This window comes from Tenacibaculum geojense (genome assembly GCF_042676005.1).
GTDB classification, from domain to species: Bacteria; Bacteroidota; Bacteroidia; order Flavobacteriales; family Flavobacteriaceae; genus Polaribacter; species Polaribacter geojense.
The window spans coordinates 51,386-75,175 of record NZ_JBHTJR010000030.1 but is presented as its reverse complement, the minus strand read 5'-3'; the positions used below and the strand labels follow the sequence as shown (position 1 = coordinate 75,175).

19 protein-coding genes are annotated in these 23,790 nt (G+C 31.8%); 8 read left to right on the top strand and 11 right to left on the bottom strand.

All coding sequences use genetic code 11. From position 1 onward, the window contains the following. Positions 1-2: 2 nt before the first annotated feature. Positions 3-1,859, top strand: a complete 1,857-nt coding sequence (gene glmS / locus ACFQ1U_RS05800) for a glutamine--fructose-6-phosphate transaminase (isomerizing) (protein WP_386106267.1) — start codon at positions 3-5, stop codon at positions 1,857-1,859. A gap of 51 nt (positions 1,860-1,910) precedes the next feature. Here glmS and ACFQ1U_RS05795 read toward each other — a convergent pair whose 3' ends face one another. The 3 genes from ACFQ1U_RS05795 to ACFQ1U_RS05785 are packed head-to-tail and all read right to left on the bottom strand — an operon-like array spanning position 1,911 to position 4,561. Further along, positions 1,911-2,870, bottom strand: coding sequence for an endonuclease/exonuclease/phosphatase family protein (locus ACFQ1U_RS05795; protein ID WP_386106265.1), 960 nt, complete (start codon positions 2,868-2,870; stop codon positions 1,911-1,913). Continuing rightward, positions 2,871-3,302: a LexA family protein gene (locus tag ACFQ1U_RS05790; RefSeq protein WP_386106394.1), complete on the bottom strand. Its 432-nt coding sequence runs from the start codon at positions 3,300-3,302 to the stop codon at positions 2,871-2,873. A 2-nt stretch (positions 3,303-3,304) separates the two neighbouring features. After that, on the bottom strand, positions 3,305-4,561 hold the full coding sequence (locus ACFQ1U_RS05785) for a Y-family DNA polymerase (protein ID WP_386106263.1): 1,257 nt from the start codon (positions 4,559-4,561) through the stop codon (positions 3,305-3,307). A gap of 36 nt (positions 4,562-4,597) precedes the next feature. Between ACFQ1U_RS05785 and hflX the strand changes: the two genes are divergently transcribed. From hflX to ACFQ1U_RS05770, 3 genes are all read left to right on the top strand, one after another. Then, complete coding sequence (gene hflX / locus ACFQ1U_RS05780; RefSeq protein ID WP_386106261.1) at positions 4,598-5,800, top strand: GTPase HflX; 1,203 nt, start codon at positions 4,598-4,600, stop codon at positions 5,798-5,800. Between the two features lie 147 nt (positions 5,801-5,947). Next, on the top strand, positions 5,948-6,679 hold the full coding sequence (locus ACFQ1U_RS05775) for an energy transducer TonB (protein ID WP_386106259.1): 732 nt from the start codon (positions 5,948-5,950) through the stop codon (positions 6,677-6,679). Between the two features lie 44 nt (positions 6,680-6,723). Then, a complete protein-coding gene (locus tag ACFQ1U_RS05770; RefSeq protein ID WP_386106257.1) occupies positions 6,724-9,567 on the top strand; it encodes a TonB-dependent receptor plug domain-containing protein in 2,844 nt (947 codons plus the stop codon). Between the two features lie 56 nt (positions 9,568-9,623). Here the strand turns inward: ACFQ1U_RS05770 and ACFQ1U_RS05765 are convergent, their stop codons facing one another. From ACFQ1U_RS05765 to ACFQ1U_RS05740, 6 genes are all read right to left on the bottom strand, one after another. After that, on the bottom strand, positions 9,624-10,721 hold the full coding sequence (locus ACFQ1U_RS05765; RefSeq protein ID WP_386106255.1) for a CNNM domain-containing protein: 1,098 nt from the start codon (positions 10,719-10,721) through the stop codon (positions 9,624-9,626). 79 nt (positions 10,722-10,800) lie between these two features. Further along, positions 10,801-11,673: a DUF3078 domain-containing protein gene (locus ACFQ1U_RS05760; protein ID WP_386106253.1), complete on the bottom strand. Its 873-nt coding sequence runs from the start codon at positions 11,671-11,673 to the stop codon at positions 10,801-10,803. An 83-nt stretch (positions 11,674-11,756) separates the two neighbouring features. Continuing rightward, positions 11,757-12,266 (bottom strand): DUF2480 family protein, encoded by a 510-nt coding sequence (locus ACFQ1U_RS05755; RefSeq protein ID WP_386106251.1) that lies wholly within the window; start codon positions 12,264-12,266, stop codon positions 11,757-11,759. A gap of 3 nt (positions 12,267-12,269) precedes the next feature. Further along, entirely contained in the window at positions 12,270-13,700 is a 1,431-nt protein-coding gene (locus ACFQ1U_RS05750) for a hydroxymethylglutaryl-CoA synthase family protein (RefSeq protein ID WP_386106249.1), read from the bottom strand. A 9-nt stretch (positions 13,701-13,709) separates the two neighbouring features. Next, the gene (locus ACFQ1U_RS05745; protein WP_386106247.1) at positions 13,710-14,030 is read right to left on the bottom strand and encodes a DUF59 domain-containing protein; all 321 of its coding nucleotides are present in this window, start codon (positions 14,028-14,030) and stop codon (positions 13,710-13,712) included. 126 nt (positions 14,031-14,156) lie between these two features. Further along, positions 14,157-14,582 carry a SufE family protein gene (locus tag ACFQ1U_RS05740; protein WP_386106245.1) on the bottom strand — a complete coding sequence of 142 codons (426 nt, stop codon included), beginning with the start codon at positions 14,580-14,582 and terminating at the stop codon, positions 14,157-14,159. A 104-nt stretch (positions 14,583-14,686) separates the two neighbouring features. Here ACFQ1U_RS05740 and ACFQ1U_RS05735 point away from each other — a divergent pair, with 104 nt between their 5' ends. The 4 genes from ACFQ1U_RS05735 (at position 14,687) to glpQ (ending at position 20,150) form a co-directional block, all read left to right on the top strand. Further along, entirely contained in the window at positions 14,687-15,613 is a 927-nt protein-coding gene (locus ACFQ1U_RS05735; RefSeq protein ID WP_386106392.1) for a PfkB family carbohydrate kinase, read from the top strand. A 73-nt stretch (positions 15,614-15,686) separates the two neighbouring features. Continuing rightward, a complete protein-coding gene (locus ACFQ1U_RS05730) occupies positions 15,687-17,585 on the top strand; it encodes an amidophosphoribosyltransferase (protein WP_386106243.1) in 1,899 nt (632 codons plus the stop codon). A gap of 89 nt (positions 17,586-17,674) precedes the next feature. Next, complete coding sequence (locus tag ACFQ1U_RS05725) at positions 17,675-19,168, top strand: YfcC family protein (RefSeq protein ID WP_386106241.1); 1,494 nt, start codon at positions 17,675-17,677, stop codon at positions 19,166-19,168. 1 nt (position 19,169) lies between these two features. Then, on the top strand, positions 19,170-20,150 hold the full coding sequence (gene glpQ / locus ACFQ1U_RS05720) for a glycerophosphodiester phosphodiesterase (RefSeq protein ID WP_386106239.1): 981 nt from the start codon (positions 19,170-19,172) through the stop codon (positions 20,148-20,150). Here glpQ and ACFQ1U_RS05715 read toward each other — a convergent pair. Together ACFQ1U_RS05715 and aspS are read right to left on the bottom strand one after the other, a co-directional pair. After that, positions 20,137-21,918, bottom strand: coding sequence for a chloride channel protein (locus ACFQ1U_RS05715; RefSeq protein ID WP_386106237.1), 1,782 nt, complete (start codon positions 21,916-21,918; stop codon positions 20,137-20,139). The genes glpQ and ACFQ1U_RS05715 overlap by 14 nt on opposite strands. A gap of 85 nt (positions 21,919-22,003) precedes the next feature. After that, entirely contained in the window at positions 22,004-23,758 is a 1,755-nt protein-coding gene (aspS, locus tag ACFQ1U_RS05710; protein WP_386106235.1) for an aspartate--tRNA ligase, read from the bottom strand. Positions 23,759-23,790: the final 32 nt, after the last annotated feature.

Sequence of the window (23,790 nt, the reverse complement as noted above, 5' to 3'; positions counted from 1 at the left end):
TTATGTGTGGAATAACAGGATATATAGGAGAAAGAGACGCCTACCCAATTGTAATAAACGGGTTAAAAAGGTTAGAATATAGAGGATATGACAGTGCAGGAATCATGATGTATGATGGTGAGTTAATGCACTTATCAAAAACAAAAGGTAAAGTTGCTGACTTAGAAGTTATAACTAACAAAGATGAGCAACTAAAAAAAGGAACAATAGGAATCGGTCATACACGTTGGGCTACTCATGGAGTTCCAAATAACGTTAACTCGCATCCTCATTTTTCTCAATCTGGTGATTTAGTAATTGTTCATAATGGTATTATTGAAAACTACGATACAATTAAAAAAGAGTTAATTACACGTGGTTATGAATTTCAAAGTGATACAGATACTGAAGTTTTGATTAACCTTATTGAAGAGGTTAAGAAAAAGGAAAAGTGTAAACTTGGAAAAGCAGTTCAATTAGCACTAACCAACGTTATTGGTGCATATGCTATTGCTGTTTTTGATAAAACCAAACCTAATGAATTAGTTGTTGCTCGTTTAGGAAGTCCTATAGCTATTGGTATTGGTAAAAATAACGAAGAGTTTTTTGTTGCTTCTGATGCTTCACCTTTTATAGAGTATACTAAAGATGCTGTATACCTTGAAGATGGTGAACTAGCAATAATAAAGAAGAATAAAGGAATTAAAGTTCGTAAAATTGATGGAGATAAACTAGTTGATGCCAATATTCAAGAGCTACAATTAAGCTTAGACCAAATAGAAAAGGCCGGTTACGACCATTTTATGTTAAAAGAAATTTACGAACAACCTAAAGCTATAACAGATACCTACAGAGGTAGAATGCTCGCTGACGAAGGCATTATAAGAATGGCAGGGGTAGATGATAATATGTCTAAGTTTTTAAATGCTGACAGAATTATTATTGTTGCTTGTGGTACTTCATGGCATGCAGGTTTAGTTGGTGAATATTTATTTGAAGACTTAGCAAGGGTTCCTGTGGAAGTTGAATACGCTTCTGAATTTAGATACAGAAACCCTATTATAACTCCAAAAGATGTTGTTATCGCTATTTCTCAATCAGGAGAAACAGCAGACACTTTAGCTGCTATTAAATTAGCAAAATCTAAAGGGGCATTTGTTTTTGGTGTTTGTAATGTTGTTGGTTCATCTATAGCTAGAGAAACTAATGCTGGTGCATATACTCATGCAGGACCAGAAATTGGTGTAGCATCAACCAAAGCGTTTACTACACAAATTACAGTACTTTCTTTAATTGCTTTAAAACTTGCTCAAGCTAAAGGCACATTATCTAAATCTGCTGTAAACACCTATTTACAAACAATGCAACAAATACCTAAACAGGTTGAACAGTTGCTAAAAATAGATGATCAAGTTCAAGAAATAGCAAAAGTCTACAAAGACGCTACTAATTGCTTATACCTAGGTAGAGGGTTTAACTTCCCCGTAGCTTTAGAGGGAGCTTTAAAACTTAAAGAGATTTCATACATTCATGCAGAAGGATATCCTGCTGCAGAAATGAAACACGGACCAATTGCTTTAATTGACGAGAACATGCCTGTTTTTGTAATTGCTACACGTAAAGGTCATTATGAAAAAGTAGTTAGTAATATACAAGAAATAAAATCGAGAAGCGGTAAGATTATTGCAGTTGTTACTGAAGGAGATGAAACGGTAAAAGAAATAGCAGATCATGTTATTGAAATCCCTGAAACTGAAGAAGCATTTACCCCTTTATTAACAACAATTCCTTTCCAGCTTTTATCATATCACATTGCGGTAATGTTAGGTAAAAATGTTGATCAACCAAGAAACTTGGCTAAATCTGTTACTGTTGAGTAATTAATAAATAAATTATATAAAAAAACCGATACATTTTAGTATCGGTTTTTTTTAAATGTCTTTCTGAAAATAAACATAAACTGGTAAGTGATCAGAAAATCCTCCTTTATACCACGGACCAATATAGGTTCTAAATGGACTACCTTTTAATTTACCCTTAAAAACCTTTAACCACTCTTGCTTAAATATTTCTGCTCTTATAAAGGTGTGAATCGATTCATTTGAATTAAAAAAGTTTTTTGAAAAAATAATTTGATCAAATAAATTCCATTTTCCATTATAAGATAAACTTCCTTGGCCTTTTTTAAACAGAGAATTCATTGGATTGTACAGAGATCCATCAACTAAATGTTCTTGGATGCTTAAATTATCAGGATTATCATTAAAATCACCCATAATTACAATCTTAGGATTTGAAACTTTATCGGATAAATCATTAATGATGTTACGAACAACCTTTGCTGCCTCTATTCTTTTATACTCAGATTTCTCTTCACCTTCTCTTCTTGATGGCCAATGATTAACAATTATATGAACCAATTCTCCATTTAAATTGCCGCTAACTAGTAAAATATCTCTTGTATAATCCCTAGCTCCCTCTTCATCAAAAAGTAAAACCTGATATGTTTTTGATGATAAATATTCAAAAAATTGTTTATTGTACATCAATGCTACATCAATACCTCTTTCATCAGAAGATTCGTAATGAACATAATCATAATGATACTTTTTTAAATACTTACTATTCATTAAATCATTTACAACAGTGGAGTTTTCAACTTCTGCTAAGCCAACTAATGTTGGAGGGTATGCAGAAACATTTTTTCCTATTTGACTTATTACTGAACCTAATTTTCTTAGTTTGTGATGGTATTTTTTTAAACTCCAACGTCTAGATCCAGCCGGTGTATAATCATCATCATTTCTGAGAGGATCATTTTTGGTATCAAATAAATTTTCAACATTATAAAAAGCAACGGTGTGAATGCTCTTACGTTTACATTTAGACATTTAAACTCTTTTAATTACATTGGTTACGATACCCCAAATAACAAAATTATTGTCTTCTGTAATCTTAATTACTGGATAATTAGGATTTTCTGGTTGTAGCCATACATTTTCACCTTCAACTCGTAAACGTTTTACTGTAAACTCACCATCTAAAAAACAAACAGCAATTTTATTATCAGTAGGCTCAATGCTTCTATCAATAACTAATAAATCATTGTCATCTAAACCTGCGCCTATCATAGATTGTCCACTTACTCTAGCAAAAAAAGTAGCTTCTTTATTCTTTATAAGTTCTTCATCTAAAGAAATTCTTGTTTCTTTAAAATCATCTGCTGGAGAAGGAAAACCGGCAGAAATTCCGGTATCAAAAAAAATAGCTCCTTCGCTAAAAATGTTTTTGGGGGTGAAAAAAATTAAATTTTGAGATTGCATATTCATTTTACGATAAAGATATCATTAATATTAGTGGTATATTTTGGAGTAAGATGATTCTGTTTCATCTTCCATGTTCTCTTTAAATCTTGACTTGCTAATTTAATAGTATTTGCCTTATATTTTTTATTGATTAAATCGATTGTTTTCATTAGAGGCTTATGCTTAGGGTTTTCAGAAAGAAATAAATCTAATTGAAAATTATCATCAGGCACAAGTCCAGTAACAATTACACCTGCTTTTTTATAATGAACCCCTTGTTTAAACATACTATCTAAAGCCGTAACAGCACTTTTAGCGATTACCAAAGAAGAGTTTGTTGGATGTGGTAAAATTACAGTTCTACTTACTCTATGTTGCTCCAATTCTTTTCTGAATGAATCACTTCTTAGCGTAACAATTACCATATGACAACTGCTATTTTGTTTTCTCATCTTTTCAGCACAGGTAACTGCAAATGTTGATACACGTTCTTTTATGTATGAAATATCAGTAACAGATTGTTCAAAGCTACGCGTGGTAGCGATGGCTTTTTTGGTTTGTGGCTCATCTAAACTAATAGCAGATATGCCTTTTAAATCTTGCTGAAGTTTCCATAAGGTTATTGAAAAAGTTTTTCGCACCCATTCACTATCAAGCATAGTAAAATCATAAGCCGTACTGCAACCTTTAGCTTTCAACTTTTTTTGCAGTCTGTGACCTATTCCCCAAACCTTTTCGATTGGTAGCCATTGAAGCGCCTTAATTCTATTTTCATCAGAATTAATTACAACAACACCTTTTGATTTCTTGATATTTGATCGTGCTATTTTATTTGCAACTTTACTAAGAGCTTTGGTAGGAGCAACACCTACACAAGTTGGTATTCCAGTCCATTTAAGTATTCTTTGACGAATTTGCTGGCCATAATCTGAAAAGTCAAAACCATCAAAACCTTTAAATTCAAGAAAAGATTCGTCAATACTATAAATTTCAATATCAGGAGTAAACTGAGATAAAATACTCATTACTCGATCACTCATATCACCATATAAAGGATAATTAGAGGATAGAACATTGACATTATTAGCTTTGCAAAATGATTTCCATTTAAAAATTGGCGCTCCCATTGGTAAACCTAAAGCTTTTGCTTCATCACTGCGTGATATTACACAACCGTCGTTATTTGATAAAATAGCAACAGGTTTTCCTAATAAATTAGGATTAAACACACGTTCACAAGACGCATAAAAATTATTACAATCAACCAAAGCAAACATAGTTGCAAATTTAAGAATTTTGTACTTTTGTAAACTATGATAGAAACAAGAGAAGCCATATCAGAAAAAGCGGTTTTAATAGGAATTATAACCCAATATCAAGATGAAGCTAAATCTGAAGAATATTTAGATGAATTAGAGTTTTTAACTCATACAGCAGGTGGTGTACCTGTAAAGCGTTTTACTCAAAAACTAGATAAACCAAATCCTAAAACATTCTTAGGAACAGGAAAACTAGATGACGTTAAAGCGTACATTGAATCTAACAATATAGGAACGGCTATTTTTGATGATGAACTCTCACCTGCTCAACTAAGAAATATCGAACGTATTTTAGATTGTAAAATTTTAGATAGAACAAATTTAATCTTAGATATTTTTGCAAGCAGAGCACAAACAAGTTCTGCAAAAGCACAAGTAGAACTTGCACAATACGAATACTTACTTCCTAGACTAACAAGAATGTGGACACACCTTGACAAGCAAAAAGGGGGGATTGGTATGCGTGGACCTGGAGAAACAGAAATTGAAACAGACCGTCGTATAATTAGAGATAAAATTACGTTGCTAAAGAAAAAATTAGCCACTATTGACAAGCAAATGGCTGTTCAGCGTAAAAACAGAGGTAAATTAGTTAGAGTTGCTTTAGTAGGATACACCAACGTAGGTAAATCAACCTTGATGAATGTAATTAGTAAAAGTGATGTATTTGCAGAAAATAAGCTTTTCGCAACCTTAGATACTACAGTCAGGAAAGTTGTCATTAAAAACATTCCTTTTTTAATGGCAGATACTGTTGGTTTTATAAGAAAACTACCAACACAACTAGTAGAATCTTTCAAGTCTACTCTAGACGAAGTAAGAGAGGCCGATTTATTACTTCATGTAGTTGACATTTCTCATCCTAACTTTGAAGACCATATTTCATCTGTAAATAATATTTTAAATGAAATTAAAAGTGGTGATAAACCAACTTTAATGGTGTTTAATAAAATTGACGCATATACACATGAATCAATTGAAGAGGATGATTTGACTACAGAAAAGACAAAAAAACACTATACTTTACAAGACTGGAAGAAAACTTGGTTAAATGATTCTGATAAAGAATCTATTTTCATATCCGCAATAAATAAAGATAATTTAGAAGATTTTAAAGACAAAGTGTACGTAGAGGTGCGAAAAATTCATACACAACGTTTTCCTTATAACGATTTCTTATATGAAGAATACAGCTAAACCCCTGAAAACTAACGTTAAAAAAACGAAAAACTTTTGATAGTATTGTTTTTCTCATTATTTTTGCATACTTTTTTATGGCATTATATTTGCAGATGTTATAATGAGTAAAATTTAGATAATATTAAAGTATAACCTACCACACACATGAAAAAAATATTTGCAATAGTACTAGTACTTGTTACTAGTATTTCGTTCGCGCAAAAAAATGAGGTATGTGAAACTCCCGAAGAAAGCGCAATGTTAGATCTTAATAGTATTACAAAATGTACTATTAAACCTTCAAAAAAAGGAAAGAGTAAAAGAGCAAGACAAATCTCGGTGAATGTTTCTGCTTCAAGAAGATTTTTGAAAAAACGTACTATCCAGAAAAAACAATTAGCTACAGGTGTAGATAATTTAAACACTTCAGGAATTGCCAATACAAATACTTCCTCAGGTTTAGATAAATCATTAACCTTAAAAAGCAATGTTGCTGCGTTAAAAAACAGTCTATCAGCAGAAGAAGTAAGAATGGCTGAAAAATTTAGCACAGTAGATGATTTACCTTCGTTTGCTTCTTGTAAAGGAAAAGACAAAGAAGATCAAATCGATTGTTTTAACGTTGAAATGATCAAACATATTCAAAATTATTTCAGCTATCCAACAGAAGCTGCTATAAATAAAATTGAAGGAGAGGTTTGGGTTCGTTTTATCATTGATAAAGACGGAAATGTTTCTAACATTAAAACGTTAGGACCTAAGGGAGCTAAGCTTTTAAATGATGAAGCTGCAAGAGTAGTTTCTAACTTACCTAAGTTTATCCCTGGGGTTAAAGATGGAAAACCAACATCTGTAAAGTATGGATTCCCTATTAACTTTACTTTACAAGATAATTAAAATTTGTGTTTCTAAACAAAAATTAACAACCAAATACAGCCAAAATGACCAGATTTTTACTCACAGCATTACTGTCATTAAGCACATTTATTCTAAGTGCACAATCAGTAATTACAGGAACGGTTTATGACGAATATTTAGAGCCTTTTCCAGGAGCTACTGTTAGATTTAATAATGGTACAACAACATCAGATTTTAATGGTGAATTCAAATTAGAAATAAAAAAATTCCCATTACTAATCCAAGTTTCATCTGTTGGTTATAAAACAGAAACTATTGAAATAACTTCTGCTGAAGATGAAGTTAACGTAATATTAAAAGAAGCTTTAGCATTAGATGAGATTGTATTATCTGCATCACGTACACCTGAAAGAGTTTTAGAATCTCCGGTAACTATTGAAAGAATTGGTGCTAAAAACATAAAGAGAACAGCTTCTCCAAATTTTTATGAAAGTCTTAAGAATTTGAAAGGAATTAACATTTTAGACAACAATTACAATACTAAAATTGTTACTTCTAATCGAGGTTTTGCGAATACATTAAACAACCGTTTTGTACAATTAGTAGATGGTGCCGAAAGTTCTATTCCTACTTTTGAATATTCATTTGGTAATCTATTCGGTTTAAATGAATTAGATGTTAAAAACGTAGAGATTCTTCCAGGTGCTGCATCAGCTTTATATGGTGCAAACGCATTTAATGGTATCTTATTAATGACTAGTAAAAATCCTTTTGAAGACACTGGAATTTCTGTGTATACTAAATCAGGAGTAACTGTTCAAAATGAAGGTAATAGAGCTACTTACGGATATTATGACGTTGGTGTAAGAATGGCTGAAAAATTTAGTGAAAGTTTTGCTGCCAAAGTTAACTTAGTTTATAATAAAGGAGAAGATTGGCATGCTACTGACAAGCGAAATACTACTGGTCAGGGTGGAGAAATTATTGATGGGTTTAGCCATGCCGACAACCCTGGATATGATGGAGTAAATGTATATGGAGATGAGATTGGATTTAATTTCCGTGATATTATTAGAAACCTTGAAAATAGAGGTGTTACATTTCCTGATGGTTCTCCAATACCTGCAAATACCTACCAAAGTATTGATGAAGATGTAAATGTATCAAGAGTAGGTTATGAAGAAAAGGATTTAAATAACTATACAACAAAATATGTAACTTTTGATGGTGCTTTACATTTTAGACCTTGGGGAACTGATAACGCAGAAATCATTTTAGGATCAAAATTACATGTATCTGATAATATTATTCACGCTTCTAACAGATATGATCAGCGAGGTGGTTTTATGCAACAGTATAAGTTTGAAATAAAAGATGATAATTATTTTGTAAGAGCTTACTATACTGATAATGATTCTGGTCAAACAACTGACTCACGATTAGCAGGTATTTTTGTTGAAAATCAGTGGAAAAACCATGAAGATTACTTTGGACAATATGGTATTGCTTATTTATCTGCTGTAAACCAAGGGCAAAGCGAACAAAATGCACATGCGTTTGCAAGACAGGTAGCAGAAACAGGAAGATACCTTGTAGGGTCTCCTCAGTATAAAGCTGCCTTAGAGAATGCAAAAAACACAAGTATTAACAACGGTGGAGCAAGATTACGAGATAATACAGGATATTATCACGTAGATGCCAATTTAAATTTAGCGGGAATTGTTGAATTCGCAGACATACAATTTGGAGGTAGCTTTAGAAGTTTCGCATTAGACTCTCAGGGTGAAATTTACACAGATGATAACGATGTTATCAGACACCGAGCTTATGGTTTATATTCACAAGTTCAGAAAAGATTTGATGATGATAGATTAAAGATTACAGGAACTGTTCGTTATGATAAAGCAAAAAACTTTGAGGGTAAATTCTCTCCAAGAGCAACTGTTTCTTATGCAGCTGGAGAAAGTAAAAATCATAACTTCAGATTAGCGTTCCAGACAGCCTTCCGTAACCCTACATCACAAGATCAATATTTAGGATTACAATTAGGAGACAGGGTGTTTTTAGGAACTGTAGAAGAAAACTTGAATAGAGAAGTTTCGGTGCAACAGTTAAGATCAAACCCTAACCAAACAGTTACATTAACTGGTGAAAACGCTTTTTATAATTCGTATACTGCATCTTCTGTAGAGGCTTTTCAGAATGAGTTTAGATCATCAGGAACAATAAATCCTGCTTTATTAGAAGTTGCTCAAGTAGACTTCATTAAGCCTGAAACAGTACAATCATTTGAACTTGGTTATAGAGCTGCGGTTACAATTGGGAGTAATATTTTTGAGTTTGACATGGTTGGATTTTATAACCGTCATCAAAACTTTATTACAACTAAACAGGTATTTACTCCGTTTTACGGTGACGTAAATGACACTAACAGTAATGATGCTGTAGCTGCTGTAGCGCAACAAGATATTTTACGTTATATTTTAAGAACCAATACAGATGCAGAAATTGATGCTTATGGGTTTTCTGCAGGATTTGGAACTAAAATTTTAGGAGGTTTTGATTTAGGAGCTAGCTATGCTTTTTCTGACTATTCAGTAGACTCAGATGATTTAGATTTTAAACCATCTTTTAACACTCCTAAACATCAAATTAAAGCTTCTTTAGGTCATGAAAAACTATTTAAAAACTTTGGATTTGCAGTAGATGGTAGATGGCAAGATGAGTTTTTATACCAATCAAGGTTTATTGATGCTTTAGTTGAAGAAAGAGTTGTATTAGATGCACAATTAAACTTAACAATTCCTTCAATTAAATCATTTATTAAAGTAGGTGGAACTAATTTACTTGGTAAAGATTATGTTAGTGTACCAGGAACAGGTACTATTGGAACACAATATTATATCTCTTGGACTATTAATAATTAGTACTTTTATATAATCATAAAAAAACCGCTGTTTAAACAGCGGTTTTTTTATGATTATTATATTCCATCAACATCTTGATTATCTTCCAATAAACCTAGTTTTTTTGCTCTCTGAAGCCAACTTTTACGTGCTAAGCTCTGTAAATCGGCAACATTATCGCTTTCATCCATAATTTCAAGGCCTAATAAAGTTTCAATAACATCTTCTTGTGTTACCAAACCACTAACAGAACCATATTCATCTACAACCAAAGCAACATGTTCTCTTTGTCCAATAAACTTTTCAAACAAATCAGGAATTGGAACTTCTCTTTGAGTGATAATAATAGTTCTTTTTATTGTTGATAAAGGCTCTTCTCCTTTTCCATTTATTATGGCTTCTAGTAATTCATTTTTTAAAAAGTAGCCCGTTATATTATCAGGATTTGAACTAAAAACTGGAATACGTGAAAAACGTAAATTTTGATTCTGATTAAAAAAAGATTGAATACTATGTGATTCATCGGCTGTTTTTAATACTGTACGAGGTGTCATAACATGCTTCGCTTGAACTTCTTTAAAACTTAACATGTTTTTAATTACCTTACTTTCATTTTCTTGAAAAACACCTTCCTGTTCAGCAATTTCAGTCATAGCTGAAAAATCTTCTCTACTCAACACACTAGATCCATGCGCTCCTTTACCTCCAATTAATTTTGTTGTTAACTGCAACATCCATAATACACCAGTGTATTTAAGTGGAAAAATTAAAACATTTAAAGCTTTAGCAGTAAAATTAGCTAGAGATTTCCAATAAGTTGCACCAATGGTTTTTGGAATAATTTCAGAAACTACTAAAATTAAAATAGTCATAATAGCAGAAACAATACCAACCATGTTGATGCCTAAAAACTCAAATTTATAAGGTAATTGTTCTGCTTGAACACCTACTAAAATAGCACCAACAGTATGAGCTATTGTATTTAATGTTAAAATAGCTATTAAAGGCTTATCTACATCTTTCTTTAACGCTTCTAATTCATCTGCATAAGACTTTCCTTCATTCTTTTTAATATTAATGAACGTAGGAGTAACACTTAGTAATACTGCTTCAAGTATTGAACATAGAAAAGAAAAGAAGATGGATAAAACTGCGTAAGCAATAAGTAATGTCATTAGTATAAATTTTTTAGTAAAAATAAAAAAAACCTCAAGAGTAAACTCTTGAGGTTTAAAATATATTATAAAATTAAGATTAGAAACCGTAATTAACTCCTAAACCAAATACTTCTCTTGTTTGAAATCCTTTAAAAGCATTATCATCATAAATTGCTTGTAAAGCTAAATTAGCCGATAAATACTTGTTGATTTTCATTACAACATTTACTGTATAATCTAAATCTACGTTTTGTGGATCTTCTAGGTAGTTGCTATATAAGTTTAAAATATTTTCTACAGATACATTTTCCATTAAGGTAAACTTATAATAAGCACTAACAGCAGCACCTAATTCATAACGTAAAGTTTCATTTGCTTCAACTCCAAAGTAACCACCAGCAGCGTTAAAACTTTCAATAGCTTGTGGAGTATCTTGTGCAGTAAACTCATCATGTACTACGATTAATTTAGAAGTAGCTGGAGCAATATTAACTTTTAAATTATCATTCTTCTTCCATAACATACCAGGTCCAAATTGGAAGTATGCTGGAGAGAAAAAGTGAGATTGCTGAACACCATTTACATCTGTAGATGACATTTGAGTTTTAAAATTGAAAAAAGCAGAATAATACCAGTTTTCAGATGCTTTTTTACCTGCTAGTGAATTAAATTCAAAACGGTCATCAGTTTTTTGCATGTCTTCACCTTTTAACTTGGTGATACCATATGATGCAATAATTTTGTTATCCCATGTCCAGTCTCCTTTAACATAATTAAAATCGTAGTTTAAGCCTAAAGTACCAGAAATATTATTGGTACCTCCTGCTAACCAGTTATTAAATGCAGATTGGTTAAATAAGAAAGAAATGTTACCACTCTTTTTCCATCCTTCTTTAGGTTCTTCTTTTTTATCTTGTGCATTTAAAGTTAAAGCACCAAATAAAATTGCTAACGCTAATACTTTTTTCATTTTTAAATTTTTTAAAATTTTAGATGCGCAAAATTACGCTATACCTTAGATTTAGACAATTAATAATTTAAAAAGTCACAGTTTTATAACTTCTTTTTAAATAAAGGTACAGTAGAACATGCTTCACCAAACATAAGTGACTTAACTACAGGCTGTAATTTGGTTATTAAAAAAATATAAGCACTCTCAGGTATTGGCTTATTTGAACAACCTTTAATAATTACAGGTTTATTTGTATACACAGATACATCTATATCACTAATAATTTTATGGAAAATTACAGTTTCTAATAAGTTAAGATCACCAACAACAACCTCAGATGCGTAATTAGACAACTGTGCAGTAATTAACATATATGCCCAAGAAGGTATTATAGCATCTGAACTACAGGTTAATGCAACAAATGAATTTGAATATTGAGACCAATCATGATTTGAAACATGACTTCTAAAGTCTTTTTCTCTTAAAATTAACTCTTCATAAAGCCACGCTTTAATATCCAATACTTTTCTTGGTTTTGATATATAAAAATCTTCTAAATCAATTGTAATTAAAGCACTATTTGCTATTCTATTAATTATTTCTTCAGCCATAATTTATAAAGAATATCTTCTTAAACCTTGAATATTTGTATCCGTTTCTATACTTTTTAATCTAACCGTATTATTGCTTTCAATTGCCTTGTGGATAGCACACGTATGAATATTAGCATAATCATCAGTTGATATTTGAGTTCTGTTATTTAAATATTCAAATAATTGAATATTACTTAATTTAGATTTCCACTTATTTTGAACAGTACCTTCAAATACTTTAGATTTAGAACCACTACCGTAAGCAATAAAACCAATTTTTTGGTTAACTATATCATTTTCTGTGTTATAATGGTGGGATAGCATGCTTAACAATGACATGAAAATAGATGCTGTATACATATTACCTATTTCTGAAGAAGCTAATTCTCCAGCACTAATAGAATGTGAAATAAAGTCTGAAAATAGTTTAGATTTAACTGCTGCTTTCTTCCATGTTTTAACATCATCAAAATCATTACCTATTTCATCTTCTAACAGGTGAAATGTATTTGTAGCTTTAAGCCATTCAACCCAATTAGTAAAAATAATTCTTCTACCGTGATATGCGTATGGCAAATGAAATATTAAATGTTGCCAATCTTTTAAGAAATTGGTTGGTTGTTGGGTATTAAAATGTGAAAAAGCCTCGGTAATTCTGTCACTATAACATTGGTTTGAGAATTGACCATCAAAAACAGGTTCTTCTTTGTAAACCTTAACAAATTCATTGCTATCAGACCAAAAACTACTATCAGAATTTAATAATTCTTGAAATTTGTGGTCAGATAATGGTTCTGCATTTATTGAAGTTAAAAATTCATTTATAATATCTGATTTATTAAATGACCTTCTTGGTTTAAAAAAATCACCTTCGCTTTTGGTTGCAACTCCCCAAACATCTGAAATAGCAATTAAAGATGGATTATTACAAATAAGCATTGCTACAGCACCTCCTCCTTGAGTGTATTCTCCTGTAGAATTTAACTCATATTTAGAAACATCTGAAGCAATCACAATTGCTTTTCTATCTGGTTTATTTTGAACCCACTCTAAACAATTTTGAAAAGCATCTACCCCGCCAATGCAAGCAAAAGTCATGTCTAAAACATCGCAGTTTTTGAAACTTCTACTTCCGTATTTACTTTCAAGATGTTTTTCAACTACCTCAACAGCATAGGTAGCTGTTGGTTTTGATGAATCTAATGCACTTTCGGTACCTAAATACACACGACCAATGGTAGTAGGGTCAATATCATTGTGCTCAATAAGTTTTAATAAAGCATTAGCAGCAAAGCTAGCAGTATCTTCATCACAATCAGGAATTGCCATTTTGCGTAAACCAAGACCTTTATTTAATTTTTCATACGATATGTTTCTTAACTCTGCTAAATCTTTAATATCAACATATAAGTTGGGTACATAAAAATCAATGGCATCAATTCCTGTAGTCATAAGTGTATTTTAAAGTAATCCTAATTCTAATTTAGCCTCTTCGCTCATCATGTCTTGAGTCCAAGTAGGATCAAAAGTAATTTCAACTTCACAATTATTAATTTCAGGTAAAGTTTTTACTTTCTCTTCTACCTCAACAGGCAAAGTTTCTGCTACTGGACAATTAGGTGATGTTAATGTCATTAATATTTTTGCATCATTTTCTTCGGATACAAATACATCATAAATTAACCCCAATTCATAAATATCTACTGGTATTTCTGGATCGAATATTGTTTTCAATACACGAACAATTTTGTCTCCTAATTCTTCTAGTTTCTCTTCAGTCATTATTATCTATTGTATGTATATTCTTTAGTTTCTGATGAATTATCAGAAAAAGTTATAACTTGTTTTGTTAAAAAGTCTTCAGAATCGTGAGTATTCGTGAAGTTTACAACTTTAACAAAGTAATTTTTAATTTGAAATTTTAGTTTGTAATGCTAATGCATCCATTTTTATTTGTTTAACCATAGAAACCAAACCATTTGCTCTGGTTGGGCTTAAATGTTCTTTTAAACCAATTTCATCAATAAATTGTGTGTCTGCCTCTAAAATATCTTTAGGAGATTGGTTAGAGTACACCCTTAATAACAAAGCAACAATACCTTTGGTTAAAATAGCATCACTGTCTGCTGAATAAGCTATTTCTGTATCATTAACTTCAGAATGTAACCATACTTTAGATTGGCAACCTTTAATTAAATTTTCATCTACTTTGTACTGTTCATCTATTAAGGGAAGCGATTTTCCTAATTCAATAATGTATTCGTAACGCTCCATCCAATCCTCAAACATAGAGAACTCATCAATAATTTCTGCTTGTATTTCTTTGATAGTCATTTTTTAGAACTATTTTTGCACTTTAAATTAATTTTTGTGCTTTGTGAGTACAAAATTACTGATAAAATTTGGCATTAAAAACGCCAACTAATATAGATTATAAGATGAGTAAATTATTAGCAGTAGGTACTGTGGCGTTTGATGCTATTGAAACGCCTTTTGGAAAAACCGATAAAATTTTAGGAGGTTCTGGAACTTTTGTAGGTTTAGCAGCTTCTCAATTTGGCGTAAAAACTGGTGTTGTGTCTGTAGTTGGAGGAGATTTTCCTCAAGACTATTTAGATATGATGGAAGGTAAAGGCATCAATACAGAAGGGATTGAAATTGTAAAAGACGGTAAAACTTTTTTCTGGAGTGGAAAATATCATAACGATATGAACTCAAGAGATACGCTTGTAACTGAACTTAATGTTTTAGAGCATTTCCAACCAGTTGTTCCTAATTCTTTTAAAGACGCTCCTATTGTTATGTTAGGTAATTTACACCCATTAACACAAGCTTCTGTATTAGACCAAATGACTGAAAGACCAAAGTTAGTAGTATTAGATACTATGAACTTTTGGATGGATATTGCTTTAAACGATCTTCACGAAGTATTAAAACGAGTAGATGTAATAACTATTAATGATGAAGAAGCTCGTCAATTAAGTGGAGAATATTCTTTAGTAAATGCTGCTAAGAAAATTCATGAAATGGGTCCAAAATATGTAGTTATTAAAAAAGGAGAGCACGGAGCTTTATTATTTAATGACGGAAACATGTTCTTTGCACCAGCATTACCGTTAGCAGAGGTTTATGATCCAACAGGAGCGGGCGATACTTTTGCAGGTGGTTTCTGTGGCTATTTGGCAAAAACAGAAGATATTTCTTTTGAAAACATGAAAAATGCAATCATTTATGGCTCAAACCTTGCCTCTTTTTGTGTAGAGAAATTTGGTACACAACGCATGGAAGAACTAACAGAGCAAGAAGTAGCAACAAGATTACAAGCGTTTAAAGATTTAACGCAATTTGATATCGAATTATCATAAAAAAATCCGCGCCTTTGTGTGCGGATTTTTAATATAAAATAAACACAACAACACACAACACAACTAAATTATAATGAGCGACACTTTAAAGCATGAGTGCGGTATTGCACTGGTTAGATTAAAAAAACCTTTGCAATATTATAAAGAAAAATACGGTACTGCTTTCTACGGGTTAAACAAAATGTATTTATTAATGGAAAAACAGCACAATCGTGGTCAAGATGGTGCTGGTTTGGCCAGTATAAAATTTAATGTATCTCCAGGTACTCGTTATATAAGCAGAGTGCGTTCTAACAAAACACAGCCAATTCAAGATATTTTTAGTCAAATTAATGATAGAATTAATGGTGTTTTTGACAAAATGCCAGAAAAAATAGATGATGTAGAATGGCAAGAAGAAAACATGCCTTACATAGGTAATTTATTTCTTGGACATGTTCGATACGGAACTTTTGGTGGAAATAGTATTGAAAACGTGCATCCTTTTTTACGCCAAAGCAACTGGAAGCATAAAAACCTTATTGTAGCTGGTAACTTTAACATGACAAACTCTAAACAATTAATGGAAGAGTTAATTACGTTAGGTCAACATCCAAAAGAAGCAACTGATACCGTTACAGTAATGGAAAAAATTGGTCATTTCTTAGAAGATGAAGTTGCACAAACATACAAACAAGCTAAAGCTGCTGGTTTTAATAAAAAAGAAGCTTCTCCTTTTATTGAAGAACATTTAGACATCCAACGTATTTTAAAACGTTCTTCTAAAAACTGGGACGGAGGTTATGCTATGGCAGGTTTATTAGGCCATGGAGATGCTTTTGTATTAAGAGATCCATCTGGTATTAGACCCGCTTTTTGGTATGAAGATGATGAAGTTGTAGTTGTAGCTTCAGAAAGACCTGTAATTCAAACTACATTTAACGTTCCTATAAACACGATTAAAGAATTGCCAAGAGGTAAAGCTCTAATCATTAAAAAGAATGGAAAAACATCTTTAGAAAGAGTATTAAAAAAGAGAGATAAAAGCTCATGTTCATTTGAACGTATCTACTTTTCAAGAGGAAGTGATGCAGATATTTATCAAGAAAGAAAAAACTTAGGTAAAAATGTATTTTCAGAAGTTTTGAAATCTATTGATGATGATATTTCTAATACAGTATTTACCTACATTCCTAACACTGCTGAGACTTCATTTTATGGCATGATGGAATCTGCAGAAGATGTGTTAAATCAGCAAAAAACAGCAAAAATTTTAGCAGGAGGTACCAAATTATCTGCAGAAAAAGTAACCGAAATTTTATCAGAACGTCCTCGTTTTGAAAAAATAGCTATCAAAGATGCAAAATTAAGAACCTTTATTACTGATGATACTAGTAGAGACGACTTAGTTGCTCATGTATACGATGTTACTTATGGAGTTGTAAAATCTACAGACAACTTAGTTATTATAGACGATAGTATTGTACGTGGTACTACTTTAAAAAAGAGTATTATTAAAATTCTAGATCGTTTATCTCCTAAAAAAATCATAGTAGTATCATCAGCACCACAAATTAGATATCCAGATTGTTATGGTATAGACATGGCAAAAATTGGAGATTTTATTGCCTTTAAAGCAGCATTAGAGTTGTTAAAAGAAACAAATCAATACCAAATTGTAGACGATGTTTACAATAAATGTAAAGCACAACAAAACAAAGAGGATAAGGAAATTATTAACTTTGTTAAAGAAATTTACGCACCATTTACTAACGAACAAATTTCTTCAAAAATTGCTGAAATGTTAAAAACCTCATCGATAAAAGCAGAAGTTGAAGTAATATATCAAACAGTTGATGGTTTACATAAAGCTTGCCCTAAACATACAGGAGACTGGTATTTCACAGGAGACTACCCAACCGATGGAGGACATAGGGTTGTAAATGAGGCATTTATAAACTTTTATGAAGGAAATAATAAAAGAGCCTATTAAAAACTGTTTAAAAAATTGATAAAAAGCATCGGTAATCGATGCTTTTTTTTATTTTTATCAAAACGAAAACGAATATATTCTTAATTGTTTTGAAAAAACTGCAACTTCCTACTCCACAAACCATTCTATTGATAATAGCAGGTATAGTTGCATTACTAACATGGTTAATTCCAGCTGGTAAATTTGATTCTTTACAATACAACTCATCTTCTAAAACTTTCACATATACTAGTTTAGAAACTGTTAAAGAATTGCCCGCTACCGATAAAACTTTAGCCAATTTAAATGTTAATATTCCTTTACATAAGTTTACTAGTGGGAATATTTCAAAACCTATTAGTGTACCAGGAACGTATCAAAAAATTAAAGCACAACCACAAGGCTTTTTCGAATTTATAAAATCACCTATTAAAGGAATAATTGAATCTTCTGATATTATACTTTTTGTGTTAATTTTAGGTGGTACTATTGGTATTATGAACCATATTGGTGCTTTTAATGCGGGTATTACTTGGCTAGCTAAAAAACTTCATGGTAAAGAATACTGGTTAATTATTACCGTAACTTTTTTAATTAGTATTGGCGGAACAACTTTTGGTTTGGCTGAAGAAACTATTGCATTTTACCCAATATTAGTTCCAATTTTTTTAGCTGCTGAATATGACGCAATGGTAGCCTTAGCGTGTGTTTTTGCAGGATCATCTTTAGGAACAATGTTTTCTACTGTAAATCCGTTTAGTGTAATTATAGCTTCAGATGCCGCGGGTATTAATTGGACTACCGGGTTTTATGGAAGGGTTTTATTGTATTTAATTGGCTTAACCATTACAGTTATCTACATATTAAGATATGCTAATAAAGTAAAAAAAGATGCTTCTTATTCGTTAATATATGACCAAAAAGAAGAAATTGAACAAATATTTCGTGCAAATACCAATCAAAACCTTCATTTAACAAATCAATTTAAAATCATATTAATTGTTTTCTCATTATGCTTTTTAAGCATGATTTATGGAGTATCTCAGCTGGGTTGGTGGTTTGAAGAAATGACAGTTGTTTTTTTATTAGGCGCTATAATTATAGGATTTGTTGCTAAAATAAAAGAACAAGTTTTTGTAAATGAATTTATAAAAGGTGCTGGTGATTTATTAGGTGTTGCCTTTATTATTGGTATAGCCAGAGGAGTTTCTGTTTTAATGAACGACGGATTGGTTAGCGACACTATTTTATACCACGCTAGTAATTTTACTAGCGGAATGCCTAAAGCTATTTTTGCAAACGTTTTACTATTTATATATGCTGGATTATCGTTTTTTATACCAAGTTCATCTGGTATGGCGGTACTAACAATGCCTATTATGTCACCTTTAGCAGATACTGTTGGAGTTGGTAGAGAAGTTATTGTTAATGCGTATCAATATGGTTTAGGAATATTTGCTTTTATCAATCCAACAGGTTTGATTTTAGCTTCTTTAGCTATAGTTAAAATAGGATACGATAAGTGGTTAAAATTTGTAACTCCGTTATTAATTATTATCACTACAATAACCGTAATAGCAATCACAATACAAGTTTATTTATAACATGAGGTTTTTAGCATTTGTAACCATAATTATTTCTCTATTCACAAAATGTAAACAACAAACTAAATTGTTCTCTATGAAATCAAAAATAGTAGTAGCACACAGAGGTGCTTCAGGTTACCTACCAGAGCATACAATGGAAGCAAAAGCTATGGCATATGCCATGAACCCAGATTATATTGAACAAGATTTAGTATTAAGTAAAGACAATGTACCCATTGTAATTCATGATATTTATTTAGATGATGTAACCAATGTAGCTGTAAAATATCCAAGAAGAAAAAGACCAGATGGTAGGTATTATGTTATTGACTTTACTTTTGATGAACTACAAACCTTAACAGTTACAGAACGATTTGACCCTAAAACGGGTAAACAATTTTACCAAGATCGTTTTCCAAAAGGGAAAAGTACGTTTAAACTTCATTCTTTAGCTCAAGAAATAGAACTGATACAAGGGTTAAATAAAAGTACTGGTAAAGAAATAGGAATATACCCAGAAATAAAAGACCCTGCATTTCATCATAAAAACGGAAAAGACATTGCCAAGATCACATTACGCATTTTAAATAGCTATGGTTATAAAGATAAAGATGATCAGTGTATTTTTCAATGTTTTGATGCAATCGAACTTCAAAGAATACGTAGAGATTTAAAATCGGAATTATTTTTAGTACAATTAATAGAATTTCCAGAAGAAGTTAATCAGTTAAATTATTACGCTGTTTATGCTGATGGAATTGGACCTTGGTACAAGCAAATTTTAGACAAAAAAGTTAACGGCAAATGGCAATTTACAGATTTAGTTAAAAATGCACATGAACTAGGTTTAAAAGTACATCCGTATACGTTTAGATCTGATCAATTAGATGAATTCTCTTCATTTGAAGAAATGGTTAAAGTTTTACTTTTTGATGCCAATGCAGATGGTTGTTTTACTGATTTTCCTGACAAAGTAGTTTCTTTTTTTACGAATTCGTAACCTCAAGTAGTTTTGCACGATACGCTGATAATAATTTAGATTTTGAAATAAAACCAACATATTTATTTTGATTGCAAACAACAGGTAAATTCCAAGCACCACTTTCTTTAAATTTATCCATTACTATTTCTGTTGTATCTGTTTTAAAAATCAAAGCTGGTGCACTTTTCATAAAGTCAACAACTTTTACATTAGTGTACAATGTATGATCAAACATTATTGGCCTAATATCATCTAATAGAACTATTCCTAAAAAAGCATCCTCTTTATCAACTACTGGAAATATATTTCGACTTGATACCGCAACTGCTTCTTGCAACATTTCTCCAAGAGTCATTTCTGCATGAATACTAATAAAGTTTGTTTCAACTACTTTTTCCATATCCATCATCATCATAACATTTTTGTCTTTATTATGAGTGATTAATTCACCTTTTTCAGCTAATTCTACGGTATAAATAGAGTTTTCTATAAAGTACTTTGTAATTGCGTAAGAAATAGCAGCTACAAGCATTAAAGGAACAAATAAATCATATCCGCCAGTAATTTCCGCAATTAAGAAGATTGCTGTTAGCGGAGCATGTAAAACACCTGCCATCAATCCGGTCATACCTATAAGTGTGAAATTAGTTTCAGACACCGAAAAGCCAAACTGATTGATGATTTTTGCTGATACATTTCCTAATGCGCTTCCCATAACTAGTGTTGGAATAAAGATACCTCCAACTCCACCTGCAGCAAAGGTAGTTGTCATTGCTACCACTTTTAAAACACCAATTAAGAGTAAAAAAATGATGAGCATCCAAACATTTGAAAAATCAATATTATATGGTAAATCTTTTAAGGCTGCCTCAGAATTATTGGTTAAAAGGTTATTAATTATTCCGTAACCTTCACCATATAAGGGCGGAATTAAAAACAATAGCAAACCAATAGCTAAACCTCCCCAAATTAACCTTTTGAAAGGCGATGAAAATCGTTTAAAAAAATTAATAATCTTAAAGTATATTTTTGAAAAATACACAGATGCAAATCCCGTAAACACTGCTAAAAGTACATAAAAAAGTAAGTCATTAATCTGAAACGTATCTTGCAATGTTACTCCAAAAAGCACATCATGTCCTAAAAAGAAATACGACGTAATTACTGCTGCAACCGATGCTAATAGTAACGGAACTAAAGATCCAAAAGCCATATCTAAACTAAATATTTCTACCGCGAAAATTATAGCCGCAATTGGTGCTTGAAACATAGATGACATAGCACCGGCTGTTGCACAACCAATTAATAACATTCTTGTTTTCATGTTCATATGAAACAATTGAGCTACTCCAGAACCCAATGCTGCACCTGTACTTACCGCAGGTCCTTGTAACCCTACAGAACCTCCAAAACCAACTGTTATAGGTGCAGTTATTAATGATGCATACATTTTATACTGTTCTATTATTCCGTTTTTAGTAGATATAGACCGTAAAGTAGTAGAAATACCATGCCCGATTTCTTTTTGCAGCAAATAATTTTTAATTGCATAGACCAAAAACAATCCGATAATTGGGAATAAAAAATATAATGAATAATGATATTCTTTAATTAAATTACCCTCTAATACCCAATGAAAAAAATAAGTTAAGTTTTTTAACGCTAATGTGCCTAACCCAGCTAAAAAACCAACTAAAACACTTAAAATGTAAATAAACTGACGTTCTGAAAAGTGTTTGTAACGCCAAATAAGTATTTGTTTTAGTATGTTTTTAGATGTTATCATATCTTTTTTTCAAGCATATTAAAAATAACAAAAAATCCTGCACAATGTTGTACAGGATTTTAATTATCGTCTAAAATAAAATATTTTATTCTTGTACGTTTAGTTGTATACTTAGCTCTTGTAATTGTTGTTTATCAATAGTAGCTGGAGCATCTATCATTACATCTCTACCTGAATTATTTTTAGGGAACGCAATAAAATCACGAATGGTTTCTTGCCCACCTAAAATTGCAACTAACCTATCTAAACCGAATGCCAAACCTCCATGTGGTGGTGCACCGTATTCAAAAGCATCCATTAAGAACCCAAACTGAGCTTTTGCTTCTTCAGGAGTGAATCCTAAATGCTTAAACATAATAGCTTGTGTTTCTTTATCATGAATTCTGATAGATCCTCCTCCAATTTCATTTCCGTTTAATACTAAATCATAAGCGTTTGCTTTTACAGCTCCTGGATTTGTATCTAATAATGCTAATTGACCTGGTTTTGGTGATGTAAACGGATGGTGCATTGCATGGTAATGTCCAGTCTCTTCATCTAATTCTAATAATGGGAAATCAACTACCCATAATGGTGCAAATTCGTCTGGTTTACGTAACCCTAAACGTTCAGCCATTTCCATACGTAATGCCGATAATTGAGCTCTTACTTTATTTGTGTTTCCTGATAAGATACAAATTAAGTCTCCCACTTTTGCTCCTGTAGCTTCAGCCCATTTTGCCAAGTCATCTTGGTCATAAAACTTATCTACTGATGACTTAAAGCTTCCATCTTCATTACACTTCACATATACCATTCCTAAAGCACCTACTTGCGGACGCTTTACCCATTCTATTAACTTATCAATTTCTTTACGGGTGTATGATGCAGCTCCTGGTACAGCAATACCAACCACGAGTTCAGCATCATTAAACACTTTAAATTCTTTGTGTTGTGCAACCTCATTTAATTCACCAAACTGCATTCCAAAACGAATATCTGGCTTATCATTACCATATAAACGCATGGCATCATCAAAAGAAATCCTTGGGAATTTATCTACTTCTACCCCATTTATTTCTTTTAATAAATGTCGTGTCATTCCTTCAAAGATCTCTAAAATATCTTCTTGCTCAACAAAAGCCATTTCACAGTCTATTTGTGTAAACTCTGGTTGACGATCGGCACGTAAATCTTCATCTCTAAAACATTTTACAATTTGGAAGTACTTATCCATTCCACCAACCATTAACAACTGCTTAAACGTTTGTGGTGATTGTGGTAATGCGTAAAATTGTCCTGCATTCATTCTTGAAGGCACTAAGAAATCACGCGCTCCTTCTGGAGTAGATTTAATTAAATATGGAGTTTCCACATCAATAAATCCTTTGTCAGAAAGATATTTACGAACTTCCATTGAAACTTTATGACGGAAAACTAAGCTGTTTTTAACCGGATTACGACGAATATCTAGGTAACGATATTTCATTCGGATATCTTCACCTCCGTCAGTTTCATCTTCAATTGTAAACGGTGGTAATTTTGCCTCGTTTAAAATATCCAATTTAGTAACTAATACCTCAACATCTCCTGTTGGGATATTTGCATTTTTAGATTGGCGCTCAATTACCGTTCCTATTACTTGTACAACAAACTCACGACCTAAAGTTTTGGCTTTATCAATTATATCTTTTGGTGTACGCTCTTCATCAAAAATTAACTGTGTAATTCCGTATCTATCACGTAAATCAACCCAAATCATAAAACCTTTATCGCGCGATTTTTGAACCCAACCGGCTAACGTAACTTCAGTATTAATGTGCGATGCTCTTAACTCGCCACATGTGTGCGTTCTGTACATTTCTTGTTTATTTTAGATGCACAAAATTAACA